21 protein-coding genes and 1 tRNA gene are annotated in these 21,066 nt (G+C 67.5%); 7 read left to right on the top strand and 15 right to left on the bottom strand.

Features of this window, described 5'->3' with window-relative positions; all coding sequences use genetic code 11:
• Nucleotides 1-47: 47 nt before the first annotated feature.
• The 11 genes from ACVOME_RS04300 to ACVOME_RS04250 all read right to left on the bottom strand — a co-directional run bounded on the left by ACVOME_RS04300 (nt 48) and on the right by ACVOME_RS04250 (nt 8,898).
• Nucleotides 48-797 carry a flagellar basal body rod protein FlgF gene (locus tag ACVOME_RS04300; RefSeq protein WP_481504777.1) on the bottom strand — a complete coding sequence of 250 codons (750 nt, stop codon included), beginning with the start codon at nt 795-797 and terminating at the stop codon, nt 48-50.
• A gap of 32 nt (nt 798-829) precedes the next feature.
• Nucleotides 830-2,053 carry a flagellar hook protein FlgE gene (gene flgE / locus ACVOME_RS04295; RefSeq protein ID WP_053517912.1) on the bottom strand — a complete coding sequence of 408 codons (1,224 nt, stop codon included), beginning with the start codon at nt 2,051-2,053 and terminating at the stop codon, nt 830-832.
• A gap of 31 nt (nt 2,054-2,084) precedes the next feature.
• Nucleotides 2,085-2,768, bottom strand: coding sequence for a flagellar hook assembly protein FlgD (locus tag ACVOME_RS04290; RefSeq protein ID WP_053517914.1), 684 nt, complete (start codon nt 2,766-2,768; stop codon nt 2,085-2,087).
• A 23-nt stretch (nt 2,769-2,791) separates the two neighbouring features.
• The gene (flgC, locus tag ACVOME_RS04285; protein ID WP_053517916.1) at nt 2,792-3,199 is read right to left on the bottom strand and encodes a flagellar basal body rod protein FlgC; all 408 of its coding nucleotides are present in this window, start codon (nt 3,197-3,199) and stop codon (nt 2,792-2,794) included.
• Nucleotides 3,200-3,202: 3 nt separating this feature from the next.
• Nucleotides 3,203-3,598, bottom strand: a complete 396-nt coding sequence (flgB, locus tag ACVOME_RS04280) for a flagellar basal body rod protein FlgB (protein ID WP_053517917.1) — start codon at nt 3,596-3,598, stop codon at nt 3,203-3,205.
• Nucleotides 3,599-3,775: 177 nt separating this feature from the next.
• On the bottom strand, nt 3,776-4,396 hold the full coding sequence (locus ACVOME_RS04275) for a 50S ribosomal protein L25/general stress protein Ctc (protein ID WP_053520288.1): 621 nt from the start codon (nt 4,394-4,396) through the stop codon (nt 3,776-3,778).
• A 109-nt stretch (nt 4,397-4,505) separates the two neighbouring features.
• Nucleotides 4,506-5,465 (bottom strand): ribose-phosphate diphosphokinase, encoded by a 960-nt coding sequence (locus tag ACVOME_RS04270; RefSeq protein ID WP_053520289.1) that lies wholly within the window; start codon nt 5,463-5,465, stop codon nt 4,506-4,508.
• 138 nt (nt 5,466-5,603) lie between these two features.
• Nucleotides 5,604-5,680 (bottom strand) — tRNA-Gln (locus ACVOME_RS04265).
• Between the two features lie 10 nt (nt 5,681-5,690).
• Nucleotides 5,691-6,560: a 4-(cytidine 5'-diphospho)-2-C-methyl-D-erythritol kinase gene (gene ispE / locus ACVOME_RS04260; protein WP_053520287.1), complete on the bottom strand. Its 870-nt coding sequence runs from the start codon at nt 6,558-6,560 to the stop codon at nt 5,691-5,693.
• Nucleotides 6,557-7,216, bottom strand: coding sequence for a lipoprotein insertase outer membrane protein LolB (lolB, locus tag ACVOME_RS04255; RefSeq protein ID WP_481504776.1), 660 nt, complete (start codon nt 7,214-7,216; stop codon nt 6,557-6,559). Before lolB ends, ispE begins: the two co-directional genes overlap by 4 nt.
• Entirely contained in the window at nt 7,213-8,898 is a 1,686-nt protein-coding gene (locus ACVOME_RS04250) for a tetratricopeptide repeat protein (RefSeq protein WP_481504775.1), read from the bottom strand. Before ACVOME_RS04250 ends, lolB begins: the two co-directional genes overlap by 4 nt.
• Nucleotides 8,899-8,961: 63 nt before the next feature.
• Here ACVOME_RS04250 and hemA point away from each other — a divergent pair, with 63 nt between their 5' ends.
• Genes hemA through ppk2 form a run of 4 tightly spaced genes read left to right on the top strand, consistent with a single transcriptional unit; the run spans nt 8,962 to nt 13,846 of the window.
• On the top strand, nt 8,962-10,245 hold the full coding sequence (gene hemA / locus ACVOME_RS04245; protein WP_481504774.1) for a glutamyl-tRNA reductase: 1,284 nt from the start codon (nt 8,962-8,964) through the stop codon (nt 10,243-10,245).
• Entirely contained in the window at nt 10,223-11,305 is a 1,083-nt protein-coding gene (gene prfA / locus ACVOME_RS04240; protein WP_053520283.1) for a peptide chain release factor 1, read from the top strand. Before hemA ends, prfA begins: the two co-directional genes overlap by 23 nt.
• A gap of 5 nt (nt 11,306-11,310) precedes the next feature.
• Nucleotides 11,311-13,017: an O-linked N-acetylglucosamine transferase, SPINDLY family protein gene (locus ACVOME_RS04235; RefSeq protein ID WP_481504773.1), complete on the top strand. Its 1,707-nt coding sequence runs from the start codon at nt 11,311-11,313 to the stop codon at nt 13,015-13,017.
• Nucleotides 13,018-13,063: 46 nt separating this feature from the next.
• Nucleotides 13,064-13,846 carry a polyphosphate kinase 2 gene (ppk2, locus tag ACVOME_RS04230; RefSeq protein ID WP_053520281.1) on the top strand — a complete coding sequence of 261 codons (783 nt, stop codon included), beginning with the start codon at nt 13,064-13,066 and terminating at the stop codon, nt 13,844-13,846.
• A 427-nt stretch (nt 13,847-14,273) separates the two neighbouring features.
• On the opposite strand, the gene ACVOME_RS04225 is transcribed toward ppk2, so the two are convergent.
• Nucleotides 14,274-14,849 carry a TlpA family protein disulfide reductase gene (locus ACVOME_RS04225; RefSeq protein WP_065182859.1) on the bottom strand — a complete coding sequence of 192 codons (576 nt, stop codon included), beginning with the start codon at nt 14,847-14,849 and terminating at the stop codon, nt 14,274-14,276.
• Nucleotides 14,846-16,120 (bottom strand): YihY family inner membrane protein, encoded by a 1,275-nt coding sequence (locus ACVOME_RS04220; protein ID WP_053519156.1) that lies wholly within the window; start codon nt 16,118-16,120, stop codon nt 14,846-14,848. Before ACVOME_RS04220 ends, ACVOME_RS04225 begins: the two co-directional genes overlap by 4 nt.
• Before the next feature lie 77 nt (nt 16,121-16,197).
• Between ACVOME_RS04220 and wrbA the strand changes: the two genes are divergently transcribed.
• The 3 genes from wrbA to ACVOME_RS04205 all read left to right on the top strand — a co-directional run bounded on the left by wrbA (nt 16,198) and on the right by ACVOME_RS04205 (nt 17,688).
• Entirely contained in the window at nt 16,198-16,791 is a 594-nt protein-coding gene (gene wrbA / locus ACVOME_RS04215; protein ID WP_053519154.1) for an NAD(P)H:quinone oxidoreductase, read from the top strand.
• Nucleotides 16,788-17,123, top strand: a complete 336-nt coding sequence (locus tag ACVOME_RS04210; protein WP_065175995.1) for a DUF2069 domain-containing protein — start codon at nt 16,788-16,790, stop codon at nt 17,121-17,123. Before wrbA ends, ACVOME_RS04210 begins: the two co-directional genes overlap by 4 nt.
• Nucleotides 17,124-17,202: 79 nt before the next feature.
• Nucleotides 17,203-17,688: an asparaginase domain-containing protein gene (locus ACVOME_RS04205; protein ID WP_053519164.1), complete on the top strand. Its 486-nt coding sequence runs from the start codon at nt 17,203-17,205 to the stop codon at nt 17,686-17,688.
• 120 nt (nt 17,689-17,808) lie between these two features.
• Here ACVOME_RS04205 and ACVOME_RS04200 read toward each other — a convergent pair whose 3' ends face one another.
• Both ACVOME_RS04200 and ACVOME_RS04195 read right to left on the bottom strand, forming a co-directional pair.
• Complete coding sequence (locus ACVOME_RS04200) at nt 17,809-19,551, bottom strand: S8 family peptidase (RefSeq protein WP_053519150.1); 1,743 nt, start codon at nt 19,549-19,551, stop codon at nt 17,809-17,811.
• A gap of 410 nt (nt 19,552-19,961) precedes the next feature.
• Nucleotides 19,962-21,056: a branched-chain amino acid aminotransferase gene (locus ACVOME_RS04195; protein WP_053519148.1), complete on the bottom strand. Its 1,095-nt coding sequence runs from the start codon at nt 21,054-21,056 to the stop codon at nt 19,962-19,964.
• Between the last annotated feature and the right edge of the window lie 10 nt (nt 21,057-21,066).

The following is a 21,066-nucleotide window of genomic DNA, read 5'->3' as shown; positions in this document are numbered from 1 at the left end:
GTGCAAGCGGTGTGCCAGTGCCGTTACGCGGCGCCGGCGGAATTCCGTCAGCTGCCCAGTCGCAGCAGGCTGTTGGCGCTGCGTGCGTTGTCATCACCGTGCTTGATCACCTGCACCTGCATTTCGTACTGGCGCTGCAGCTGGATCATCTGCACCAGTGCACCAGCGGCATCGACGTTGCTGCCTTCCAGCTGGCCGCTGTGCACGGTGGGCCCGAGGGCCTGGGCGAACGGCTGCAGCGGATCGGTGTTGCGGAACAGGCCATCAAGACCGCGCTCGAGCTGTTCATCCGGTGCCTGCACCACCTTGATCCGGCCGATCATGGCCATGGTCTGCGGGCCTTCACCCTGCGGGATGATCGAGATCGTGCCGTCGTTGCCGATCTCCATCGCCTGGTACGGCGGAATGGCGATCGGGTTGTTGTTGTCATCCAGTACCGGGCGCCCACCGGAGGTCACCAGCTGACCGTTCGGTGTCACCGACAGTGCCGCGCCGCGCGTGTACGCTTCGCTGCCGTCGGTGGACTGCACGGCCAGCCAGGTGCCGGTCTGCAGCGCCAGGTCCAGCGGCTTGCCGGTGATGTGCTGCGCACCGGGCCGGCGGTTGAAGCCGGCGTCGACGTGCAGCGCATCGACCCGCGAGGCAAAGCCCCGGCCCTGGATCGGGAAGGCCTCGGTGTTGGCCAGCGCTTCCTTGAAGCCGGGGGTATCGGAGTTGGCGAGGTTGTGGCTGAGCGTTCCCTGCGCCTGCAGGGAGGCGCGGGCACCGGTCATCGCCACGTAGAGGGCTTTATCCATGCGGGGAGTTCCGTGACAGGGTCAGCGGCTCATCAACGGATGTTGATGACGGTCTGAGTGATCTGGTCCTGGGTGGTGATCATCTGTGCGTTGGCCTGGAAGTTGCGCTGCGCGGTGATCATGTTGACCAGCTGCTCGGTCAGGTCGACAGTGGACGCCTCCAGCGAGCCGGCCTGGATCTTGCCGAGGTTGGAGGTATCGGGCATTCCGGTACGGGCCGTACCCGAATCGAACGTCTCCGCCCACACGTTGTTGCCCTTCTGCTCCAGGCCCTGCGGGTTGTTGAAGGTGGTCAGCGCAACCTGGCCGAGCGGCTTGTCGTCGCCATTGGAGTAGCGTGCGTAGACCACGCCGGTGTCCGACACCGTGATTTCGTTGAGCTTGCCCGCGGCGTAACCGTCCTGCTGGGTGTTGCGCAGGGCGAACTTCTCGCCGTACTGGGTCGAGCCGCTCACGTCCAGGGTCATGTTCAACTCGCCCGCGCCGGTGGTCGGGGTGAACGTGCCGAGGCTGATCCTGCCGTTGGCCGGTGCGGTCAGCTTGCCGCTGTTGTCGAAGGTGACCGGCGTCGGGGTACCTGCGGGTTCGCCGTCCACGAAGTTGTGCACGGTCCACTGGTTGACGCCGGCTTCCTTGACGAAGTACGACACCTGGATGTGGCTCACGCCCAGCGAGTCATACACGGTAATGCCGCCGCTGGAGTGGTTGTAGCTGTTGGAATTGGTGGCATCGAACGGCTGCACCGTCGGTTCCTTGGCGTTGGCCGGCAGGGTGAAACCAACCTTTACATCGCTGGTCTGCCGGGGCGGGCTGTCGGTGGTCAGCAGCTGCAGGTCGATCATGCGACCGGCGTCGAAGTTGGTGCCGTCGGCGTTGGGCGCGAACACCTGCAGGCGCGCGCCCTGCGGGTTGGTCACGTAGCCTGCGGCATCGGTCTGGAAGTTGCCGGCACGCGAGTACACCCGCTGGCCGTTCATGTTCATGGTGAAGAAGCCCTCACCGGAAATCGCCATGTCCAGGCTGCGGCCGGTCTGCTCGTTGTTGCCCTGGATGAACTGCTGGGCCACGTTGGAGACGCGCACGCCCGAGCCGACCGCGTTCTTCGACAGGCCGTAGCTGGTGGCGGCGAACAGGTCGGCGAACTCGGCGCGCGACTGCTTGAAGCCGGTGGTGTTGACGTTGGCGACGTTGTTGGCGGTGACGCTCAGGTCGGAGTTGGCGGCATTGATGCCGGACAGCGAGACATTGAAGCCCATGGGATGCTCCTGGTAGATGCGGGTAGGCGGCTCAGCTGACGCGGAGCACGTAGTCGATCGGGGCCGTGCCCAGGCCCTTGAGGTTCAGGTACAGGCCATCGGAACCGACGGTCACGCTTTCCACCGGTGCCTGCACATAGGTGGACAGCTTGGTGCTCTTGCCAGCGGTATCGACATGGTTGGCGACCACGCTGTACTTGCCCGGCTCCATGCGGTTGCCGGCGGCATCCTTGCCATCCCACTGGAATGCGGTTTCGCCCGCGGCCTTGGCCTCGACGCTGATCGAGGTGACCTTGGCACCGTTGGCATCGGTGATGTCCACGGTGATGATGCCGGCGCCGGGCGCGGCCACCGTGCCCTCGACGCTGCCTTCGTTCTCCAGCACCAGCTTCTCGGACGGCACCAGCACCTGGTGCCCCACCAGCGCGGCGCCACGCAGCACCTGGTCGCTGGCCATCGACTGCTGGAAGCCCTGCACCGTGGTGTTCAGATCGGTGATGCCCTGCACGGTCGACATCTGCGCCATCTGCGCGACCATCTGCGTGTTGTCCATGGGCTTGAGCGGGTCCTGGTGCTGCAGCTGCTCGGTCATCAGGCGCAGGAAGTCGGCCTGGTCCAGGGTGTTCTTCTTCTTGGTGGCGTTGCTGTTGGGAGCATTCAGGCCCAGTGCGGAGTAGACGTCCTGGCTGGTCTGGTTGTTGACGGCAGTGGTCATGGCGGTATCCGGTACTGCGGGCCTCAGCGGCCCATGGTCAGGGTGGCCAGGGCCAGTTCCTTGGCGGTGGTCAACATCTCCACGCCGGCCTGGTAGTTGCGTGAGGTCGAGATCAGATTGACCATCTGCGCGACAGGATCGACGTCGGGCTGGTAGATGTAACCGTCGGCGTCGGCAAGCGGGTGGCCGGGCTCGTAGCGCTTGATCGGCGCCGCCTCGCTGCGGGTGATTTCCTTCACCTGCACCGAGGTGATGTTCGGGTCGTCCTTGCTCGTGACCGCCTGGAAGATCGGCTCCAGCGGCTTGTAGACGGCCTCGGCCGAGCCGGCAACGGTGTCGGCGTTGGACAGGTTGGAGGCGATGGTGCTCATGCGCACCGACTGCGCCTGCAGCGCGGAGCCGGCGATGTCGAAGATCGGCAGGTTGCTCATGGCTTATTGCCCCGTGATCGCGGTCAGCATGGAACGGACCTTGCTCTCGACGAAGCTGAGCGATGCGCGGTACTCCAGCGCGGCGCGACCGTAGGCGGCGCGCTCTGCATCCGGATCGACGGTATTGCCGTCAAGGCTGGGCTGGACACCCTCGCGCGCGATCTGGAACGGATTCAGGCCGTTGTTGATCGCATAGTGCTGCTCGTGGGTGGTGGCCATCAGGCCGTTGCCATCCTGTCCCTGTGCGCTGCGCAGGGCGGCGTCGAAGTCCAGGTCCTGGGCCTTGTAGCCGGGGGTATCGGCATTGCCGAGATTGCTGGCGATCAGCTTCATCCGCTGTTCGCGCAACGGCATGGCCTGGGCATGTACGCCCAGGTAGTCGGTAATCAGGTTGCGCACGATGCACTCCCACGGGAACGTTGCCCGGGAAGCTGCAAGCGGTGTGCCAAAAGGTCGTGGGCGGGGCGGGGCGCCGCTACGCTCGCGGGGGCCCGCCCCGCGGGGCCCCCAGGGGGGGGCCCCACACGGATCGGGGGGGGGGGGGCGGGCGGGGGGGGCCCCCCCCCCGCGGGGGCATTACTCGGCGGCCGGTGCTTCTTCAGCGTCGGCAGCGTCTTCCTTGCCGTGCTTGGCGGTGACGATCGCGTCGTCGTGGTCCTTGCCCAGCGCCAGGGCCGGGATTTCCACGCCCTTCGGCAGCTTGATGTTGGACAGGTACACCACGTCGCCAGCAGCCAGGTCGGCCAGGTCGACTTCGATCGACTCCGGCAGGTCCTTCGGCAGGCAGCTGATGGTCACTTCCTTCAGTTCGTGGGTGACCACGACGTCGGCAGCCTTGCCGGCCGGCGAGGTGTCTTCGTTGATGAAGTGCAGCGGGACCGAAGCGGTCAGGGCTTCGTTCTCGTTCACGCGCTGGAAGTCCAGGTGCATGATCAGCTGCTTGTACGGATGGCGCTGCATGTCACGCAGCAGGACCTTCTGCACCTGGCCGTCCAGGTTCAGGTCCAGGATCGAGGCATAGAACCACTCGTTCTGCTGTGCCAACCAGATTTCGTTGTGGTCCAGGCTGATGGCGACCGGCTCGGCGTTGCCGCCGTACACGATGGCCGGGATCACACCGGCGTGACGCAGGCGGCGGCTCGCACCCTTACGCTGCAGTTCACGCTTGGTGACCTTGATTTCATGGGTCTTCGACATTTTCGACTACTCAGGTTGTTGCCTTGCCCTGCGGCTTGGCGATTGAAGATGCTTCCGCGACCAGAAGCATCCGGGAAAGTCCTTGCCGTTGCCGGCAGGGACGAAAAACTCAGTCGACGTACAGTGAGCTGACCGACTCGCCGAAGGCGATGCGGCGCATCGTTTCGGCCAGCATTTCCGCCACGCTCAGCTGGCGGATCTTGCTGCACACCCGCGCTGCGTCCTTCAGCGGGATGGTGTCGGTCACCACCAGCTCGTCGAGCTGGGAATTGGTGATGTTGTCCACCGCCGGGCCCGACAGCACCGCGTGGGTGCAGTAGGCGGCGACCTTGAGCGCACCGCGCGCCTTCAGGGCAGCGGCAGCGGCGCACAGGGTGCCGGCGGTGTCGACGATGTCATCGACCATCACGCAGGTCTTGCCTTCGACGTCACCGATGATGTTCATCACGGTGGAGACGTTGGCACGCGGACGGCGCTTGTCGATGATCGCCAGGTCGGCATCATCCAGGCGCTTGGCCACGGCACGGGCGCGGACCACGCCGCCCACGTCCGGCGACACCACGATCAGGTTTTCCGTGCCGTAAGCGCGCCAGATGTCGGCCAGCAGCAGCGGGGAGGCATAAACGTTGTCGACCGGAATATCAAAGAAACCCTGGATCTGGTCGGCGTGCAGGTCGACCGTCAGCACGCGATCAGCGCCAGCGGTGCTGAACATCTTCGCCGCCAGCTTGGCGGTGATCGGCACACGCGAGGAACGCATGCGGCGATCCTGGCGCGAGTAACCGAAGTACGGCACCACGGCGGTCACGCTGTTCACCGATGCGCGCTTGAGCGCGTCGATCAGCACCAGCAGTTCCATCAGGTTTTCCGCGCTCGGCGCGCAGGTCGGCTGGATCACGAACACGTCCTGCTTGCGGACGTTCTCTTCGATCTCCACCTGCACTTCTCCATCGGAGAAATGCGAGACCAGCGCCTTGCCCGGGCGAACCCCCAGTTCCTTGCAGATGTTCTGCGCCAGACGTTTGTTGGCGTTGCCGGAAAAGACCAGCAGGTTCGGGGACTCTTGCATCATGATTGTCTCGGGCGGGGACGAGTGGCGGGGATCCGGTGGCGGCAAGGACCACGCCGGACCCTTGCTGCTGACAACACCGCGGTTGTTTCCACGTCCCGCGCGGATGATGCGCTGAAGGCGCGGACACAGCCGCATTGGCAGGGGCGGTAGGATTCGAACCTACGAATGCCAGGATCAAAACCTGGTGCCTTGGGCCTCTTGGCGACGCCCCTGCATTTGAAATCAGTGTTGCTCGAGTGCATCCAGCAGCGGCGAACGCGCAACGCCCGCAGCCACCCTGGCCCGCAACTCCTTCGGCAACTTCGCCCGCCCCTGCTGTGCGGCAGTCTGCGATGCGAATTCGACGAAACAACCACTTCCAGAACCGGTCAGTCGCGCGGTACCGATGTCGCTCAACGCGGCAAGCGCTGCCTCGACGGCAGGCTCGCGGCGGCGCAGCACCGGTTCGAACGCGTTCCCGACCAAGGCCCCGGAAGCGAAGTCGTCTATTTTCGCCACTGGGCTGTCGCGCGTCAAATCCGGGGCTGCGAACAGGACCGGGGTCGGAACATGAACGCCGGGCTCGACCACCACATACCAAGCCGGTGCCAGGGTGATCGGCTGCAGCCGCTCTCCCACACCTTCGGCCCAGGCGTTACGGCCACGCACGAACACCGGCACATCCGCGCCCAGGCGCAGGCCCAGCGCGGCCAACGCGTCCTCGTCCAGAGCGGCGTTCCAGAGCCGGTTCAGCGCCACCAGCACGGTGGCAGCGTCGGATGACCCACCGCCGAACCCACCACCGGCCGAAATATGCTTTTCGACGATGATGTCGACACCTTGGTCGATGTTGGCGACCTCTTTCAGCATGCGGGCAGCACGTACGGCCAAATCGTCGGCCTCGTCCACACCCGGCAATCCCTCACCCTGCCGACGTACCTGGCCGTCTTCACGCAGGCGCAGGCCGATGCGGTCCCCCCAATCCAGCAGGCGGAACACGGTCTGCAGCTCGTGATAGCCGTCGGCGCGGCGGCCGGTGATATGAAGGAACAGGTTCAGCTTGGCCGGGGCCGGCCACCAGGACCAGCCCGCATCCTCCGCACCCGCGCTCATGGCGCGCCCTGCCCCCACTGGTCCACCAGCAGGCGAACCTTGGCGTCTCCGCTACTGGCTTCGATCCGGCGCGGCAGGGACGGGCGCCCGGCCTCGGCGGGGTACCAGTCCAGGTACTGGATCTGCCAGCCCATCTGCTCCATGCGGCGCGGGCGACCTTCGCCATCACGCTCGACCTTGCCCGCGCCGGCGGGATCGGCAACCGCCAGCCCACGCACCCACTCGGGCAGGGAGTTGACCGGGATTTCCCAGCCCGTGGCCTCCAGCAGCAGCTGCTGCGCGTCCTCGCCTTCACGCGGGCCGCCGGCCAGTCCCTCCAGGCGACCGCCTCCATGCTGGCTGTCGCCGGTCAGCTTCCAGCTCTGACGGGTCACGGGTGCACTGAGCTCGATCACGTAGCGCCGCCCGGCCTGCTGCCAGTCGATGCGTCCACTGCCACCGTCCTTGCCCTTGCTGACCGCTACCCGGCCCTGGAAGGACCACTCCGGCTGCGCCTGCAGCGCCGCCACCCGCGCGGCTTCGGCCTGTGCCGCTTCCGCCGACACGGTCTCGACCACGGCCGGCGCTGGTGTCTTCTGGGTGCCCAGCGACGTACAGGCGGTCATGGCGACGGTCGCCACTGCCAACAGCAGCGGCCGGAAAAGGGAAACACTCATGGATTGAATTTCTCGCGGGCACGCTGCAGCGCGCGGTTGTCGGGGTCGAGCCTGGCCGCTTCCTCGAAGAAGTGGCGGGCCTCGTCATGCCGGCCGAGCACCCACAGCACTTCGCCGACGTGTGCGGCGATCTCCGGATCCTTGGCCAGGGTCCACGCACGACGCAGCTGCACCAGCGCCTCTTCGTTGCGGCCCAGGCGATACAGCACCCAGCCATAGCTGTCGACGATGGCGGCATTGTCCGGCTCGGCCACTCGGGCACGGTCGATCAGTTCCAGCGCCTCCTGGTAGCGACCGGTGCGATCGGCCAGGGTGTAGCCCAGCGCATTCAGCGCCGGCACGTTCTCCGGCTCGGTGATCAGGATCTTGCGCAGGTCGGCCTCGGCACGGGCAATATCATCACGGCGTTCCCAGGCCAACGCACGCGCGTACAGCAGTGCATTCTCGTCCGGGTAAGCGGCCAGACCGCGGGCCAGCGCATCCAGTTCACCTGCATCGTCGCTGGCGCGCTGCCGCAGTTCCGCTTCCAGCAGATAGGCGTCGCGGCGCACCTCGTCGTCCACGCCTGCATCGGACTGGATCGCGTGTACCTCGTCCAGCGCCAGGCTCTGGCGCCCGGCAAGCGCCTGTGCGCTCGCCGCCCGCAGGCGGGCCTCGCTCAGTTCATCGCCGCCCGGCACGCTGTGATACCACTGCACCGCTTCCGGATAACGCTTGAGATACTCCGCGATCTTGCCCAGCAGCAGGCGCTGCGCCGGGTCCGGTTTGGCGGCCTGCCGCGACAGCTCGCTGTACAGGTTGGAAAGGGCCGCCTTGTCTCCCTGCTTGGCCAGCAGCGACGCCCGCATTCCCCAGGTCTGCACGTCCTGCGGCCCTACCGCCAGCACCCGCTCGGCGGCGGCCGGCTGGTTCAGGCTGTCGTAGGCAATGGCCACCGCGTTGCGCAGTTCCGGATCCTGGCGGGTCTTCGGTTCGACCTCGCGCAGCAGCGCCAGCGCGCGATCGGTCTGCCCCGCCTGCTGCAGCTGGCTGGCGCGCAGCAACGCCACGCGCGGCTCTTCCGGGAAGCGCTTGACCACCTCATCGATCATGCGCCGTGCCAGCTCCGGCTTTTCCATCCGCAGCGCCAGGCGGCCGAATTCCTGCCAGGCCTCGATCTTCGGCGGGATGGCGTTGGCATCGACCAGCTCGCCCAGCACCTGCGCCGGCACGGCCGGATCGCGTCCACCGCCGATCAGCGCGGCCAGGGCAAACTTCCAGCCGCGGTCATCGCTGTCCTGCAGCAGGCTCTGCAGCTCGCTGCGGGCCGCCTTCACGTCGCCCTGGCGCATCGCCAGCGCGCCGGCCGCGCTGCGCATGGCCAGCGACCGTGGCGCGCGCTGCTGCCACAGGGCCAGGCCCTGGGCGGCGCTGGTATCGTCGTTGGCCAGCATGGAAATACGGGTCGCGCGCTCGGCCAGGCCGGCATCGCCGTCGCTGCGCTGGGCGGCCTGCAGGTACCAGCGCGCCGCCTCGGCCAGCTTGCCGGCCTGCAGGGCGAACTCGCCGGCCATCACCGGCTCCAGTGCCAGTTCCTCGGTGGCGGCGCCCCGCGCCGGGGGCTTGGCGGGCGCCGCCGACAGGGCCTGGCTGCACGCCAGGGACAGCAGCAGAACACTGGGGATGCGAATCAATGCGGGCATCGTCGGCATCGGGGCCTTAAAATGTCGTCCAATGGCCAGCAGCTTATCGCAAGCAACTGAACAATGACCCTGTGGGTGCTCGGACTGAATCACCAGACCGCGCCGGTGGAACTGCGCGAGCGCGCGGCCTTCGCCGGCGATGCCTTGCCGCGCGCGCTCGGTTCGCTGCGCGACACCCCGCAGATCGCCGAGGCGGTGCTGCTGTCCACCTGCAACCGCACGGAACTGTACGCGGTGGCCGATTCGGCGCAGGCGCTGGACCAGTGGCTGCGCGGCCAGGCCGGCGACCTGCAGGGCTACCTGTACCAGCATGCTGATGCCGACGCCGTGCGCCACCTGTTCCGGGTCGCGACGGGCCTGGACTCGATGGTGCTGGGTGAACCGCAGATCCTGGGCCAGGTGAAGGATGCCTGGTCGACCGCGCGCGACCACGGTCTGCTTGGCCAGCGCCTGGACCGGCTGTTCCAGCAGACGTTCTCCGTGGCCAAGCGTGCGCGCACCGATACCCAGGTCGGCGCCAACCCGGTGTCGGTCGCCTCGGCCGCGGTGCGCCTGGCGCAGAATGCCTTTGCCCGCCTGGATGATTCCACCGTGCTGCTGGTCGGTGCGGGGGAAACCATCGAGCTGGCCGCCCGCCACCTCAGCGAAGGCAAGGTGCGGCGGCTGCTGATCGCCAACCGCACGCTCGCCCATGCGCAGGAACTGGCCAGCCGTCATGGCGGCGTGGCCCTGCCGCTGACCGAGCTTGAACGCCATCTGGCCGAGGCCGACATCGTGTTCTCGGCCACCGCCGCACGCGAACCGGTGATCCGCCGCGAGACCGTGGCCAATGCACTGCGTGCACGCCGGCACAAGCCGATGCTGCTGTTCGATCTGGCCGTGCCACGCGACATCGAGGCTGAGGTCGGCACGCTCAACGATGCCTTCCTATACACCGTGGACGATCTGGAACGCGCGGTGGAGGACAATCGACGCGGCCGCCGCGAGGCCGCCGCCGAAGCCGAAGCGATCATCGACCTGCAGGTATCGCGCTTCGTCGAGACCCTGCAGGCCGGCGCCCACCACGCGCCGCTGCGGCAACTGCGTGCCTTCGGCGACGCCACCCGCGCCGAGCTGCTCGAACGTGCCCGTCAGCAGCTGGCCAACGGCAAGCCGGCCGAAGAGGTCATGGAACTGCTGGCCCACGGCCTGACCAACCGGCTCCTGCACCCCCCGACCGCTGCCTTGCGCGCGGCCGCGCTGAGCGGCGATGCCGACCTGACCCGCGCCGCCGAGCGCCTGTTCCCGGCCACGCCGGGTTACCGCCACCCACCCGTGAGAACCGATGACGCCGACCCTGCGCCGTAAGCTGGAAGCGCTGGCCGAGCGCCGCGAAGAACTGGAACGCCTGCTCGCCGAACCCGACGTGGTCGCCGACAACACCCGTTTCCGCGACCTTTCGCGCGAATTCGCCCAACTTGAACCGGTCGCCACCGCACTGGCCGACGAGGCGCGCGCCAAGGCCGACCTGGCCGCCGCCGAGGGCATGCGCGCCGATCCGGACCTGCGCGAGCTGGCCGATGAGGAAATCGCCTCGGCCCAGGCGCGCCTGCAGGAACTGGAGCAGGAGCTGGCCTTGCTGCTGGTGCCCCGCGACCCACGTGACGAGGGCAATCTGTTCCTGGAAGTCCGCGCCGGTACCGGTGGCGACGAAGCAGCGATCTTCGCCGGCGACCTGTTCCGCATGTACGCGCGCTATGCCGAGCGCCAGGGCTGGAAAGTCGAGATCGAGTCCGACAACCCCGGCGAGCACGGCGGCTACAAGGAAGTGGTGGCGCGCGTGGTCGGCCGTGGCGCCTTCTCGCGGCTGAAATTCGAATCCGGCACGCATCGCGTGCAGCGCGTGCCCGCCACCGAATCGCAGGGCCGCATCCACACCTCGGCGGCCACCGTGGCGATCATTCCGGAAGCGGACGAAGTCGATGACATCGTCATCAACCCCGCCGACCTGAAGGTCGACACCTTCCGCTCATCCGGTGCCGGTGGCCAGCACGTCAACAAGACCGAGTCGGCCATCCGCATCACCCACGTGCCGACCGGCGTGGTGGTGGAATGCCAGACCGAACGCAGCCAGCACGCGAACCGCGACAAGGCGATGAAACGCCTGAAGGCGCAGCTGCTCGACGCCGAGCGCCAGCGCCAGGACGCCGCGCAGGCCGAATCGCGTCGCCTGCAGGTCGGCAGTGGCGATCGCAGCCAGCGCATCCGCACCTACAATTTCCCGCAGGGGCGGATCACCGATCATCGTGTGGAAGGCCTGACCCTGTATGACCTGCCCAACATCCTCGCCGGCGATCTGGACCCGCTGCTGCAGCGCCTCAGCCACGAGCACCAGGTGGATGCCCTGGCCCAGCTGTCGGCGGGCTGACGTCGATGTCGGCCTGGCAGCAGCGGCAACAACTGCAGCAGGCGATCGCGCGCCAGCCCGGTGACTTCGTCGCCTGGGTGATGCTGGCCGATCTGGAACTGGAAGCCGGCGACATCGGCGCAGGCGAGCAGGCCGCGCGGCGTGCACTGCAGCTGCGGCCGGACCATCCCGAAGCACTGGCCCGGCTGGGTCGCGTGGCATGGATGGCCGGTGCGCACGCCGACGCTGCGACGCTGCTGGGACAGGCTTCAGCGCGCGCTCCGGAGCATCCCGGCATCGCGCTGTGGCTGGGCCATGCCCTGGAAGATGCCGGCGACCCCGAGGGCGCGGCGGCCGCGTACCGGCGTGCACATGGGCTGATGCCCGACGAACCCTATATCGCCGCCCAGCGACTGGCATGGCAACGCCGCCTGTGCGACTGGCAGGACGTGGAGGCCCTGGCTGCGCAGGTGCGCGGCGCGGTCGCGACCGGGCAGGGCGCGGTCGAGCCCTTTGCCTTCCTCAGCGAAGACGCCAGCGCCGCCGAGCAGCTGGCCTGCGCCCGCACGCGCGCCGCAGCGGTGGCCGCATCGGTGCGGCCGATGCCCGCTGTGAAGGTACGGACGCAGGGAGCCCTGCGGATCGGCTTCCTCTCCAACGGCTTCGGCGCACATCCGACCGGGTTGTTGACCGTTGCCCTGTTCGAGCAGCTGGGCCGCCACCCGGAACTGCAGCTGCATCTGTTCGCACTGAACCGGGACGATGGCAGCCGCATCCGCCAGCGGCTGCAGGCGGCAACCCGGCTGCACGATCTGGCGGGGCGCCGCCATGCCGACATCGCTGCCGCCATCCGTGCACAGGACATCGACCTGCTGTTCGACCTGCGTGGCTGGGGCGGTGGCGGCGCGCCGGAAGTGCTGGCGCTGCGCCCTGCCCCGCTGCAACTCAACTGGCTGGCCTATCCCGGCACATCCGGCGCACCGTGGCTGGATGCGGTGATCGCCGATGCGTTCGTCCTGCCAGCGGCGTTGGCGCCCCACCACAGCGAGCGCGTGGTGTACCTGCCGCGCGCGTTCCAGCCCTCGGACAACACCCGCGCGCTCGAGCCGGCACCGGATCGCGCCGCGTGCGGCCTGCCTGGACACGGCGTGGTGTTCTGCTGCTTCAACAACAGCTACAAGCTCAACCCGCGCAGCATGGGGCGGGCGTTCGCCGTCCTGGCGGCGGTGCCTGGCAGCGTTCTATGGCTGTTGTCCGGCCCCGGCCAGGCCGATGCGCGCCTGCGGGCAGCGGCGCAGGCAGCGGGTCTGGACCCGGCGCGGCTGGTGTTCATGCCGAAGCTGCCGCATCCGCAGTATCTGGCCCGCTATCAACTGGCCGATCTGTTCCTGGATACACACCCGTACAACGCGCACACCACGGCCTCCGACGCACTGTGGGCGGGCTGTCCGGTACTCACCTGCCCGGGCGAGACCTTCGCCGCGCGCGTGGCCGGCAGCCTCAACCATCACCTGGGCCTGGCACGGATGAACGTTGCCGACGATGCGGCGTTCATCGCCACCGCCCGTGCGCTCGGCAACGATCCGGCAGCGCTGGCCGCACTGCGCGCCGAACTGGCACAGGCCCGCGCGCGTAGCGGCGTGTTCGACATGGCCGGTTTCGCCCGCGACCTTTCGGCACTGCTGCAGCAGCTGGCGCACGAGCAGGGCTGGCAGGGCGTCGACGGCGCCTGAGCAACCGCTGCGCTAGGCTGGGCCCTCCTTTCCGCGCGGCATGACGATGGGCAAGCTCAAACGCAAGGACTACGACGAACTGCTGCTGCCGTTGCAGCTGGAACTGACCGCGATGGCCCGCTGGGTGCAGCACAGCGGGCAGCGGTTGCTGGTGCTGTTCGAAGGCCGCGACACCGCCGGCAAGGGCGGCGCGATCCAGGCCATCAGCCAGCACCTCAATCCGCGCCAATGCCGGGTGGTGGCGCTGCCCAAGCCGACCGACCGCGAGGCGACACAGTGGTACTTCCAGCGCTACGTCGGGCACCTTCCGGCGGCGGGTGAGATCGTGCTGATGGATCGAAGCTGGTACAACCGCGCAGGTGTCGAGCGGGTCATGGGCTACTGCAGCGAGAGCGAGTACCAGCAGTTCCTGCGCCAGGCCCCGGTGTTCGAGCAGCTGCTGGTGGATGACGGCATCCTGTTGTTCAAGTACTGGCTGTGCGTGGACCAGGAGCAGCAGGAGAAGCGCTTCGCCGAGCGCCATATCGATCCCCTCAAGGGCTGGAAGCTGTCACCGGTCGACCTGAAATCGCGCAGCAAGTACAGCGCCTATACCGAAGCACGGGAGGCCATGCTGCGTGCCACCCATCGCGAAGGTGCGCCGTGGACCCTGGTGGACTTCAACGATCAGCGGCTGGGCAGGCTGACCCTGGTACGCAACCTGCTTGACCGGTTGCCCGACACCCGCGTGGACGCGCCTCTGCCGGAGCTGCCGAAGCTGAAGGGCAAGCTGCATCGCGAGCACTACGATGTGCTGAAGCCGATCGAGGACTTCCCGGTCGAGGAGTAGGGATTGTCTGCAGGGCCTGCGGCCCTGCACCCGCTACGAGCAACGGCAGAAGCAGAAGCAGGTTTCCTGAGGGATGGCGGGGGGGGGGGGGGGGGGGGGGGGGGGGGGGGCGCCCCCCACCTGGGGGGTGGGGCGGGGCCTCCCCGGCGGGGCACACCCCCGCAACGGGACCCACCCCGCCTTCGACAGTTTCCTGCGAGCTTCAGTAGATCCACGCATGGCGTCGATCTATCAGATTGCAGATATTTGTCAGAGGTGGGGCGGTGTCGGAGTGCGGGGTGTCAGCCGCATGGATGCGGCTGCCAAGCCTACAGGGACGTACTTGCGGCGTCCCCGCACTCCGACACCGCCCCGCCACCCCACGGTATGTCTGCTGTTGCTGTTGCGCGTAGCGGGTGCAGGGCCGCAGGCCCTGCCGGCACACCCACTACTTCGCAGCCGCGATCTGCTTCTCGATGTCGGCCGCCGTAACCGGGCCTAGGAAGCTGTGCGCCAACCGCCCTTGCGGATCGATCAGATGCGTCAGCGGCAGCCCCCGCGGCGTAGCGAAGTCCGCCGGCGGATCGAACGGATCGACGATCACGATCGGATAGGTCACCGGATGCTTGGTCAGGAACGACTGCATCTCCGGCACCTCGATGTCCTCATAGGCCAGGCCGACCACTTCGATGTTGCTGCGCATGGCGTGCAGCGCGGACAACTCCGGCATCTCCTTGCGGCATGGTGCGCACCACGTGGCCCAGAAATTCACCACCACCCACTTGCCCCGATGGGCCGCCAGGTCGTACTCGCTGCCATCGACGGCCTTCATCTTCAACGTGGGGAACTCGGCCGTGACACGCTCGGCCGGCGTGTCCTCGGCCGCAGGCGGTGCCGCCGGTGCGGGAGCCTGGGCCGGTGGCTGGCTGCTGGCCGGGGTCGCGTCCTGCGCAGGCTTGCAGGCCGCCAGGGCAAGCGCCACGGCCAATGGAACTGCCAGCAGCAGCGGAGTCGTGCGGGTCATGGGGTGTCTCCGGAATCGGGATAGATATCGCTGACGCGACGCTTGAGGCGCTCACGCAGAGGCAGGCGCAGTTCATCCAGCGCCGCCAGCGCGGCCTGGCCCAGGCTGTCTTCGCGGTAGGGCAGATGCTGCTCCGCCACCGGGATGCGCAGTTGGGTGCATTCGTACAGATCGGCCAGGCTGACCTGGTCCAGGTCGCGCGCGAGCAGCCATTCACCCCGCTCGTCGCGGCGCAGCAGGCCGATGGCCTCCAGTTTGCAGGCCAGGTCCTGCAGCAGCGAGTCGGTCAGCATCGGCTCCAGCCGCAGGATCTCGTCATCAGCCAGCCCCCTGCCCCGGGCACGTGCTTGGTGGAAGCGGCCGAGCAGGCGCAGCAGCCCATAGAATTCATAGCCCTGCGGCAGGCGCAGCTCGACCGGCTGGTAGCGGAACGCCGCCATCGACGATGCCAGCGATGCGCCAAGCAGCACCGCCACCCAGCACAGATAGATCCACAGCAGCAGGATCGGCACGAACGCGACCGTGCCATAGAGCTTCTGGTAGGACTGGAAACTGCCCAGGTAGGCACCGATGCCCCACTTCACCAGCTCCAGGATCACCGCCGCCAGGATCGCGCCGGGGACGGCGTGCCGCCATTTCACCGTATGGTGCGGCACGACCCGGAACATCAGGCTGATGCAGACGAATTCGATCAGCACCGGTGCCAGCCGCAGCGACAGGTCGGCCAGCCAGCGCCCCTCCTGGGTCCCGAACAGCGGCATTGCCAGTACCCGTGCCGACACTGCCAGCGAGGCGGCGGCAAGCATCGCGCCCAGGGTCAGCACGGTCCAGTAGACCAGGAAGCGGGTCAGCTTGGGCCGGGTCGATCCGACCCGCCAGATCTTGTTGAACGTCTCTTCCACGCTGTTGAGGGTGATCAGCAGCGAGACGACCAGGGCGATGAAGCCGGCCGCGGTGAGCTGGCCAGCGCTGGCCGAGAACTGCCGCAGGTAGCCTTCGGCGGCGCGTGCGGCATTGGGCACGAAGTTGGAGAAGACATAGTCGCTGAGCTGGTCGCTCCAGCGGTCGAAGACCGGGAAGGCCGAAAGCACGCCGAACACCACGATCGCCAGCGGAACCAGGGCGAATACCGTGGTGTAGGCCAGTGCGGCGGCCGCCTGGAACAGGCGGTCATCGAGAAAGCGGTGCCACAGGAAGCGGCCGAAGCTGGCGGCACGCGCACGATCGCGCGCGCGTTCCATCCATAGGTTGAGCGTATCCAGAGGTTCCATCGGCGCAAGGGTACCCGATGCGGAATGCACGCAGGATAGCCATACTGGCGTCCACACGATGAGGAGACCTGGGCACGATGGGCGAGATCCTGGTGCTTTACTACAGCCGCGGTGGCTCGGTGGCACGGCTGGCGCGCCAGATCGCGCGGGGAATCGGCGAGGTGCCGGGAATGGTGGCGCGGCTGCGCACGGTGCCGCCGGTGGCGGCCGTGACCCAGACCGCACAGCCGCCGGTGCCCGACGATGGCGCCCCCTACGTGAGCGTGCAGGATCTGGCCGACTGCCAGGGGCTGCTGCTGGGCAGTCCGACGCGGTTCGGCAACATGGCCGCGCCGGTCAAGCACTTCCTCGATGGACTCGGTGCTGAATGGGTCAATGGCACGCTTGCGGGCAAGCCCGCCGGCGTGTTCACCTCGACCGCATCAATGCACGGCGGGCAGGAATCGACCCTGCTGACCATGCAGGTGCCGTTGCTGCATCACGGCTGCCTGATCGTCGGCATTCCGTTCACCGAACCGGGTTTGAGCCACACCACCAGCGGCGGCACGCCCTACGGCGCCAGCCATGTGGCGGGAGCGGCCGACGACCCGCAGCCGACCGATGATGAGGCGGTGCTGGCGCGGGCGCTGGGCCGTCGCGTCGCCGATATCGCGCAGCGGCTGGCCCGATGAACGCCGCGCCGCGTACGGTTCTGCTGCTGGCCCTGATGGGTCTGGCCGCGCTGTTTGCAGGCTGGTTCATCAACGACAAGCACTGGCTGGCCACCCAGCTGGTGTTCACCGCCCCACCGCTTGCACTGGCCATCGCCCTGCGCCTGGGCTGGCGCAAGGCAGGGTTCTGGGCCTCCGTGCTGGCGCTGGGCTGGTTCAGCCATGGCGTGATGAGCGCCTGGAGCCACCCGGAAACGCGCTGGCTGGCCTTGCTCGAGATTGCCCTGGCACTGACCGTGATCTTCGCCGCCAGCCTGCCGGGCCTGCGTGCGCGCTTCGGCAGGCGACGCTGACGCTGCGCCTCCCGGGCCGTATCATCTGCGTTCCCGGCCCCGCGCCGCTGCACCTGTCCTGGTTTCGCGCATGCACATGATGGAAGAGCTCCTGGTCGTCACCACCGGTGGCACGATCGACAAGATCTACTTCGACGACAAGTCGGACTACCAGATCGGCGATCCGCAGATCGGCATGATCCTGCGCGAGCTGGGGGTGACGTTCCGCTTCAACGTGATTCCGATCCTGCGCAAGGACTCGCTGCACATCAACGATGAGGACCGCGAGCTGATCCGGGCCACCATCGCGGCGCAGCCGACCCGGCATGTGCTGGTGACCCATGGCACCGATTCGATGGTGCAGACCGGCAAGGTGCTGGCGACGATCGCGGACAAGACCATCGTGATGACCGGCGCGCTCAGTCCGGCACGTTTCCGCGGTTCGGACGCGGAGTTCAACATCGGCTGCGCGATCGGCGCGGTACAGTCGCTGCCGGCCGGCGTCTACATCGCGATGAACGGGCGGATTTTCGACCCGCAGCACGTGCGCAAGAACGTTGCCGCAAACCGCTTCGAATCGGTTTGAGGAACGGAGTGCCGACCAAGGTCGGCACCCACCACGACGCGGCGGCACGCACCACCGCGCGGCCCCATGCAAAAACGCCCCGGCCGAAGCCAGGGCGTGCCCCAGGAGAGGGTCTTGGGCTCAGTACTGGGCGTTGAGGGTCACGCCCGAGAAGGTGCTGTAGGCCTTCACCCGTACGTACCAGGTACCGGCAGCGGGGCTGTTGACCGTGCAGGTTTCGCTGTTGCCGCTCAGGTACGGACGGCACGTGTAGGCGGTATCGGTCGGCGCGCTGCCCTGCCGCAGGTACAGGTCGGCATCACCGCTGCCGCCGCTGATCGTCACCCGCAGCTGGCTGCTGCCGGACGGGACATTGACGGTGTAGTTCAGCGAAGCGCCCGATGCGGCACCCAGTCCGCTCACCGGTACGTTGTTCTGCAGCACGGTGCCGCCCGGGTTCGGGTTGCCACCGCCATTGATCGCTGCCGCCACTGCAGCATCGGCGTCGATGATGCCGGCGCCACAGCCACCCGAACAGGCACCCGGCAGCGGCCGAGCGGTGCTCTTGATGATGCTTTCCACCTGGGCCGGGCTCAGCGGGCTCGGTGCGACCGACTGCATCAGCGCGACCACGCCGGCCACGTGCGGTGCTGCCATCGAGGTGCCGTTGTACGAGGCATAGCTGGCGCTGCCCGGCGTGGTGGTGCCGGTGTTGAGAGTGGACAGGATGCCCTGGCCCGGCGCGGAGATGTCGATGCCCGTGCCGTAGTTGGAGAAGCTGGCACGTGCGCCCGCCGACGTGGTGGCCGCCACCGCGATCACGTTCGGGCAGTTGGCCGGTACCGATGAAGACACGTTGGTGTTGCTGTTGCCTGCGGCCACCACCACCGTGGTGCCACGGCCGACGGCGCCGTTGATCGCGTTCTGGTAGGTGGTCGAGCAGCTGCCGCCACCACCCAGCGAGAGGTTGATGACCTCGGCCGGATTGGCATTGGCCGGCACGCCGCTGACACTGCCGCCGGAGGCCCACACGATGGCGTCGGCGATGTCGGAGGTGTAGCCACCGCACTTGCCGAGCACGCGCACCGGCACGACCTTGGCATTGAAGGCAGTACCCGCCACGCCGGTGCTGTTGTTGGTCACCGCTGCCACGGTGCCGGCAACGTGGGTGCCGTGCCAGCTGGAGTTGGAGGCCGGGTAGCCTGCGCCACATTCGTTGGCGGCGTACCAGTCACCCTCGTCGTTGGGATTGCTGTCGCGGCCACCGCCGTCGCGTGCCATTGCCGCGTCGCTGATGAAGTCATAGCCGGGCAGGATGTTGGCGTTCAGATCGGGGTGGTTGGTGATGCCGGTGTCGATCACCGCGACGACCACGCCGGTGCCGGTGGCCTTGTCCCAGGCCGGGCGCACGTTGATCGAGGCGTTGGACGTACCGAACCCCCACTGTTCGCTGAAGCGGGTGTCGTTCGGCGTCAGCGTCGCGCGCATGATCTGGTCGACTTCCACGTATTCGACGTTGGGGTCGGCGGCGAGCTTGCGCATCAGCAGTTCGGATTCGGCCTGGTCCAGCGGACGATCGGTCCTGACCAGGGTTGGGCCGACGGCCAGCTTGCGGACCTGCTGCAGGCCCAGCGCGCGGCCCTGGCTGCTGGCAAGGCCCGCAGCCGCTGTCTTCAGCGACGATGCCAGGGCGGTGGTGTTGGCCACCGGCGCACTGCCGTCGCGATACTTGACGATGAAACGCTGGTGCGTCGGCGCGGACTGCAGCCCGCTGAGCTGGACATCACCGGCCAGCGCAGGCGTGGCCAGCAGCAGCGATGAAAGAACGGAAGCACCAAGGACCACCCACACTCGACGCACACGCGGTTGCGTTACCTGGGACATCGTATTTCCCTTTCTAGTGGTGTGAATGCCGGAATCGGCAGAAACACCGGCCCGAACCATGGGCTGGCTTGCGTTGGCGAGGTCCGGAGTCCGGCGAGCCAGCGGATCCCCCTTACGATCCGCCGTGCCGATGACGCTAATGGCCCAAACCGGACACCACAATATTTTCAGTGTCTTTTCAGGAACATGAAATGTTCGATCTGAGACTTTCCGGGTCGAGGGTTTGTGAAGATGAAGGAACTTTCGCGCCACGCGCACGAACCTGACTGGGCAGATGTCCTGTCCACCGATGACTTTGCCGACATCGGCGGCCGGCCTTCCCTGTAAACGACGAAGGCCCGTCGCGGGGACGGGCCTTCGGGGAACAGCGCCGCCGGGCATGGGCCCGGCGCTACAGCCTGGCGGGAGGATCAGCCCAGCCTGACCAGCCAGTTGTGACGGTCCGGGAGGCGGCCGTACTGGATGTCGGTCAGTTCCTTGCGCAGCGACATGGTCACTTCGCCGGCCGGCGCGTTGAGGTCGCCCACCGAGAAGCCTTCGCCCTTGAGCTGGCCGATCGGGGTCACCACCGCAGCGGTGCCGCAGGCGAACACCTCGCTGATCGCACCGGATGCAACGCCATCCTTCCACTCGTCGATGCTGACCTTGCGCTCCTCGACCTTCATGCCGCGGTCGCGGGCCAGCTGCAGGATGCTCTCGCGGGTGATGCCTTCCAGGATGCTGCCCGACAGCTGCGGCGTGACCAGGGTGCCGTCCTTGTAGACCAGGAAGACGTTCATGCCGCCCAGTTCCTCCAGGTACTTGCCCTCGACCGGGTCGAGGAACAGCACCTGCGAGCAGCCCTGCGCCTGGGCCTTCTGCTGCGGCAGCAGCGAGGCGGCGTAATTGCCACCGCACTTGGCCGCGCCGGTGCCGCCCTTGGCCGCACGCGCATATTCGGTGGACAGCCAGATCGACACCGGTGCCACGCCCTTGGCGAAGTACGGACCGGCCGGGCTGGCGATGACGTAATAGCCGGCCTTGTGCGCGCCACGCACGCCGAGGAAGGCCTCGTCGCCAATCATGAACGGGCGGAAGTACAGGCTGGACTCATCCGCCGACGGCACCCAGGCGCTGTCCACGGCGATCAGCTGTTTCAGCGACTCGACGAAGATCTCCACCGGCAGTTCCGGCAGCGCCAGGCGCTGTGCCGAGCGCTGCAGGCGACGGCCGTTGGCGTCCGGACGGAAGGTCCAGATCGAGCCGTCGGCATGACGGTAGGCCTTGATGCCTTCGAAGATCTCCTGGCCGTAATGCAGCACGGCCGCTGCCGGGTCCAGCTGCAACGGGCCATAGGCACGCACGTTGGCGTTGTGCCAGCCGGTGTCCTTGTCCCACCGCACTTCCACCATGTGGTCGGTGAAGTGCAGGCCGAAACCCGGCTTCTCCAGGATCGTGGCGCGCTCTTCAGCGCTGCGCGGGTGGTCCGAACGGGTGACGGCGAAGCTGGGGATGGACTGGGACACCGGAGGATTC

The organism is Stenotrophomonas sp. STEN008 (assembly GCF_056760435.1).
Note: the sequence above shows the minus strand (reverse complement) of the source record. Positions and strands in the feature narration are given on the sequence as shown.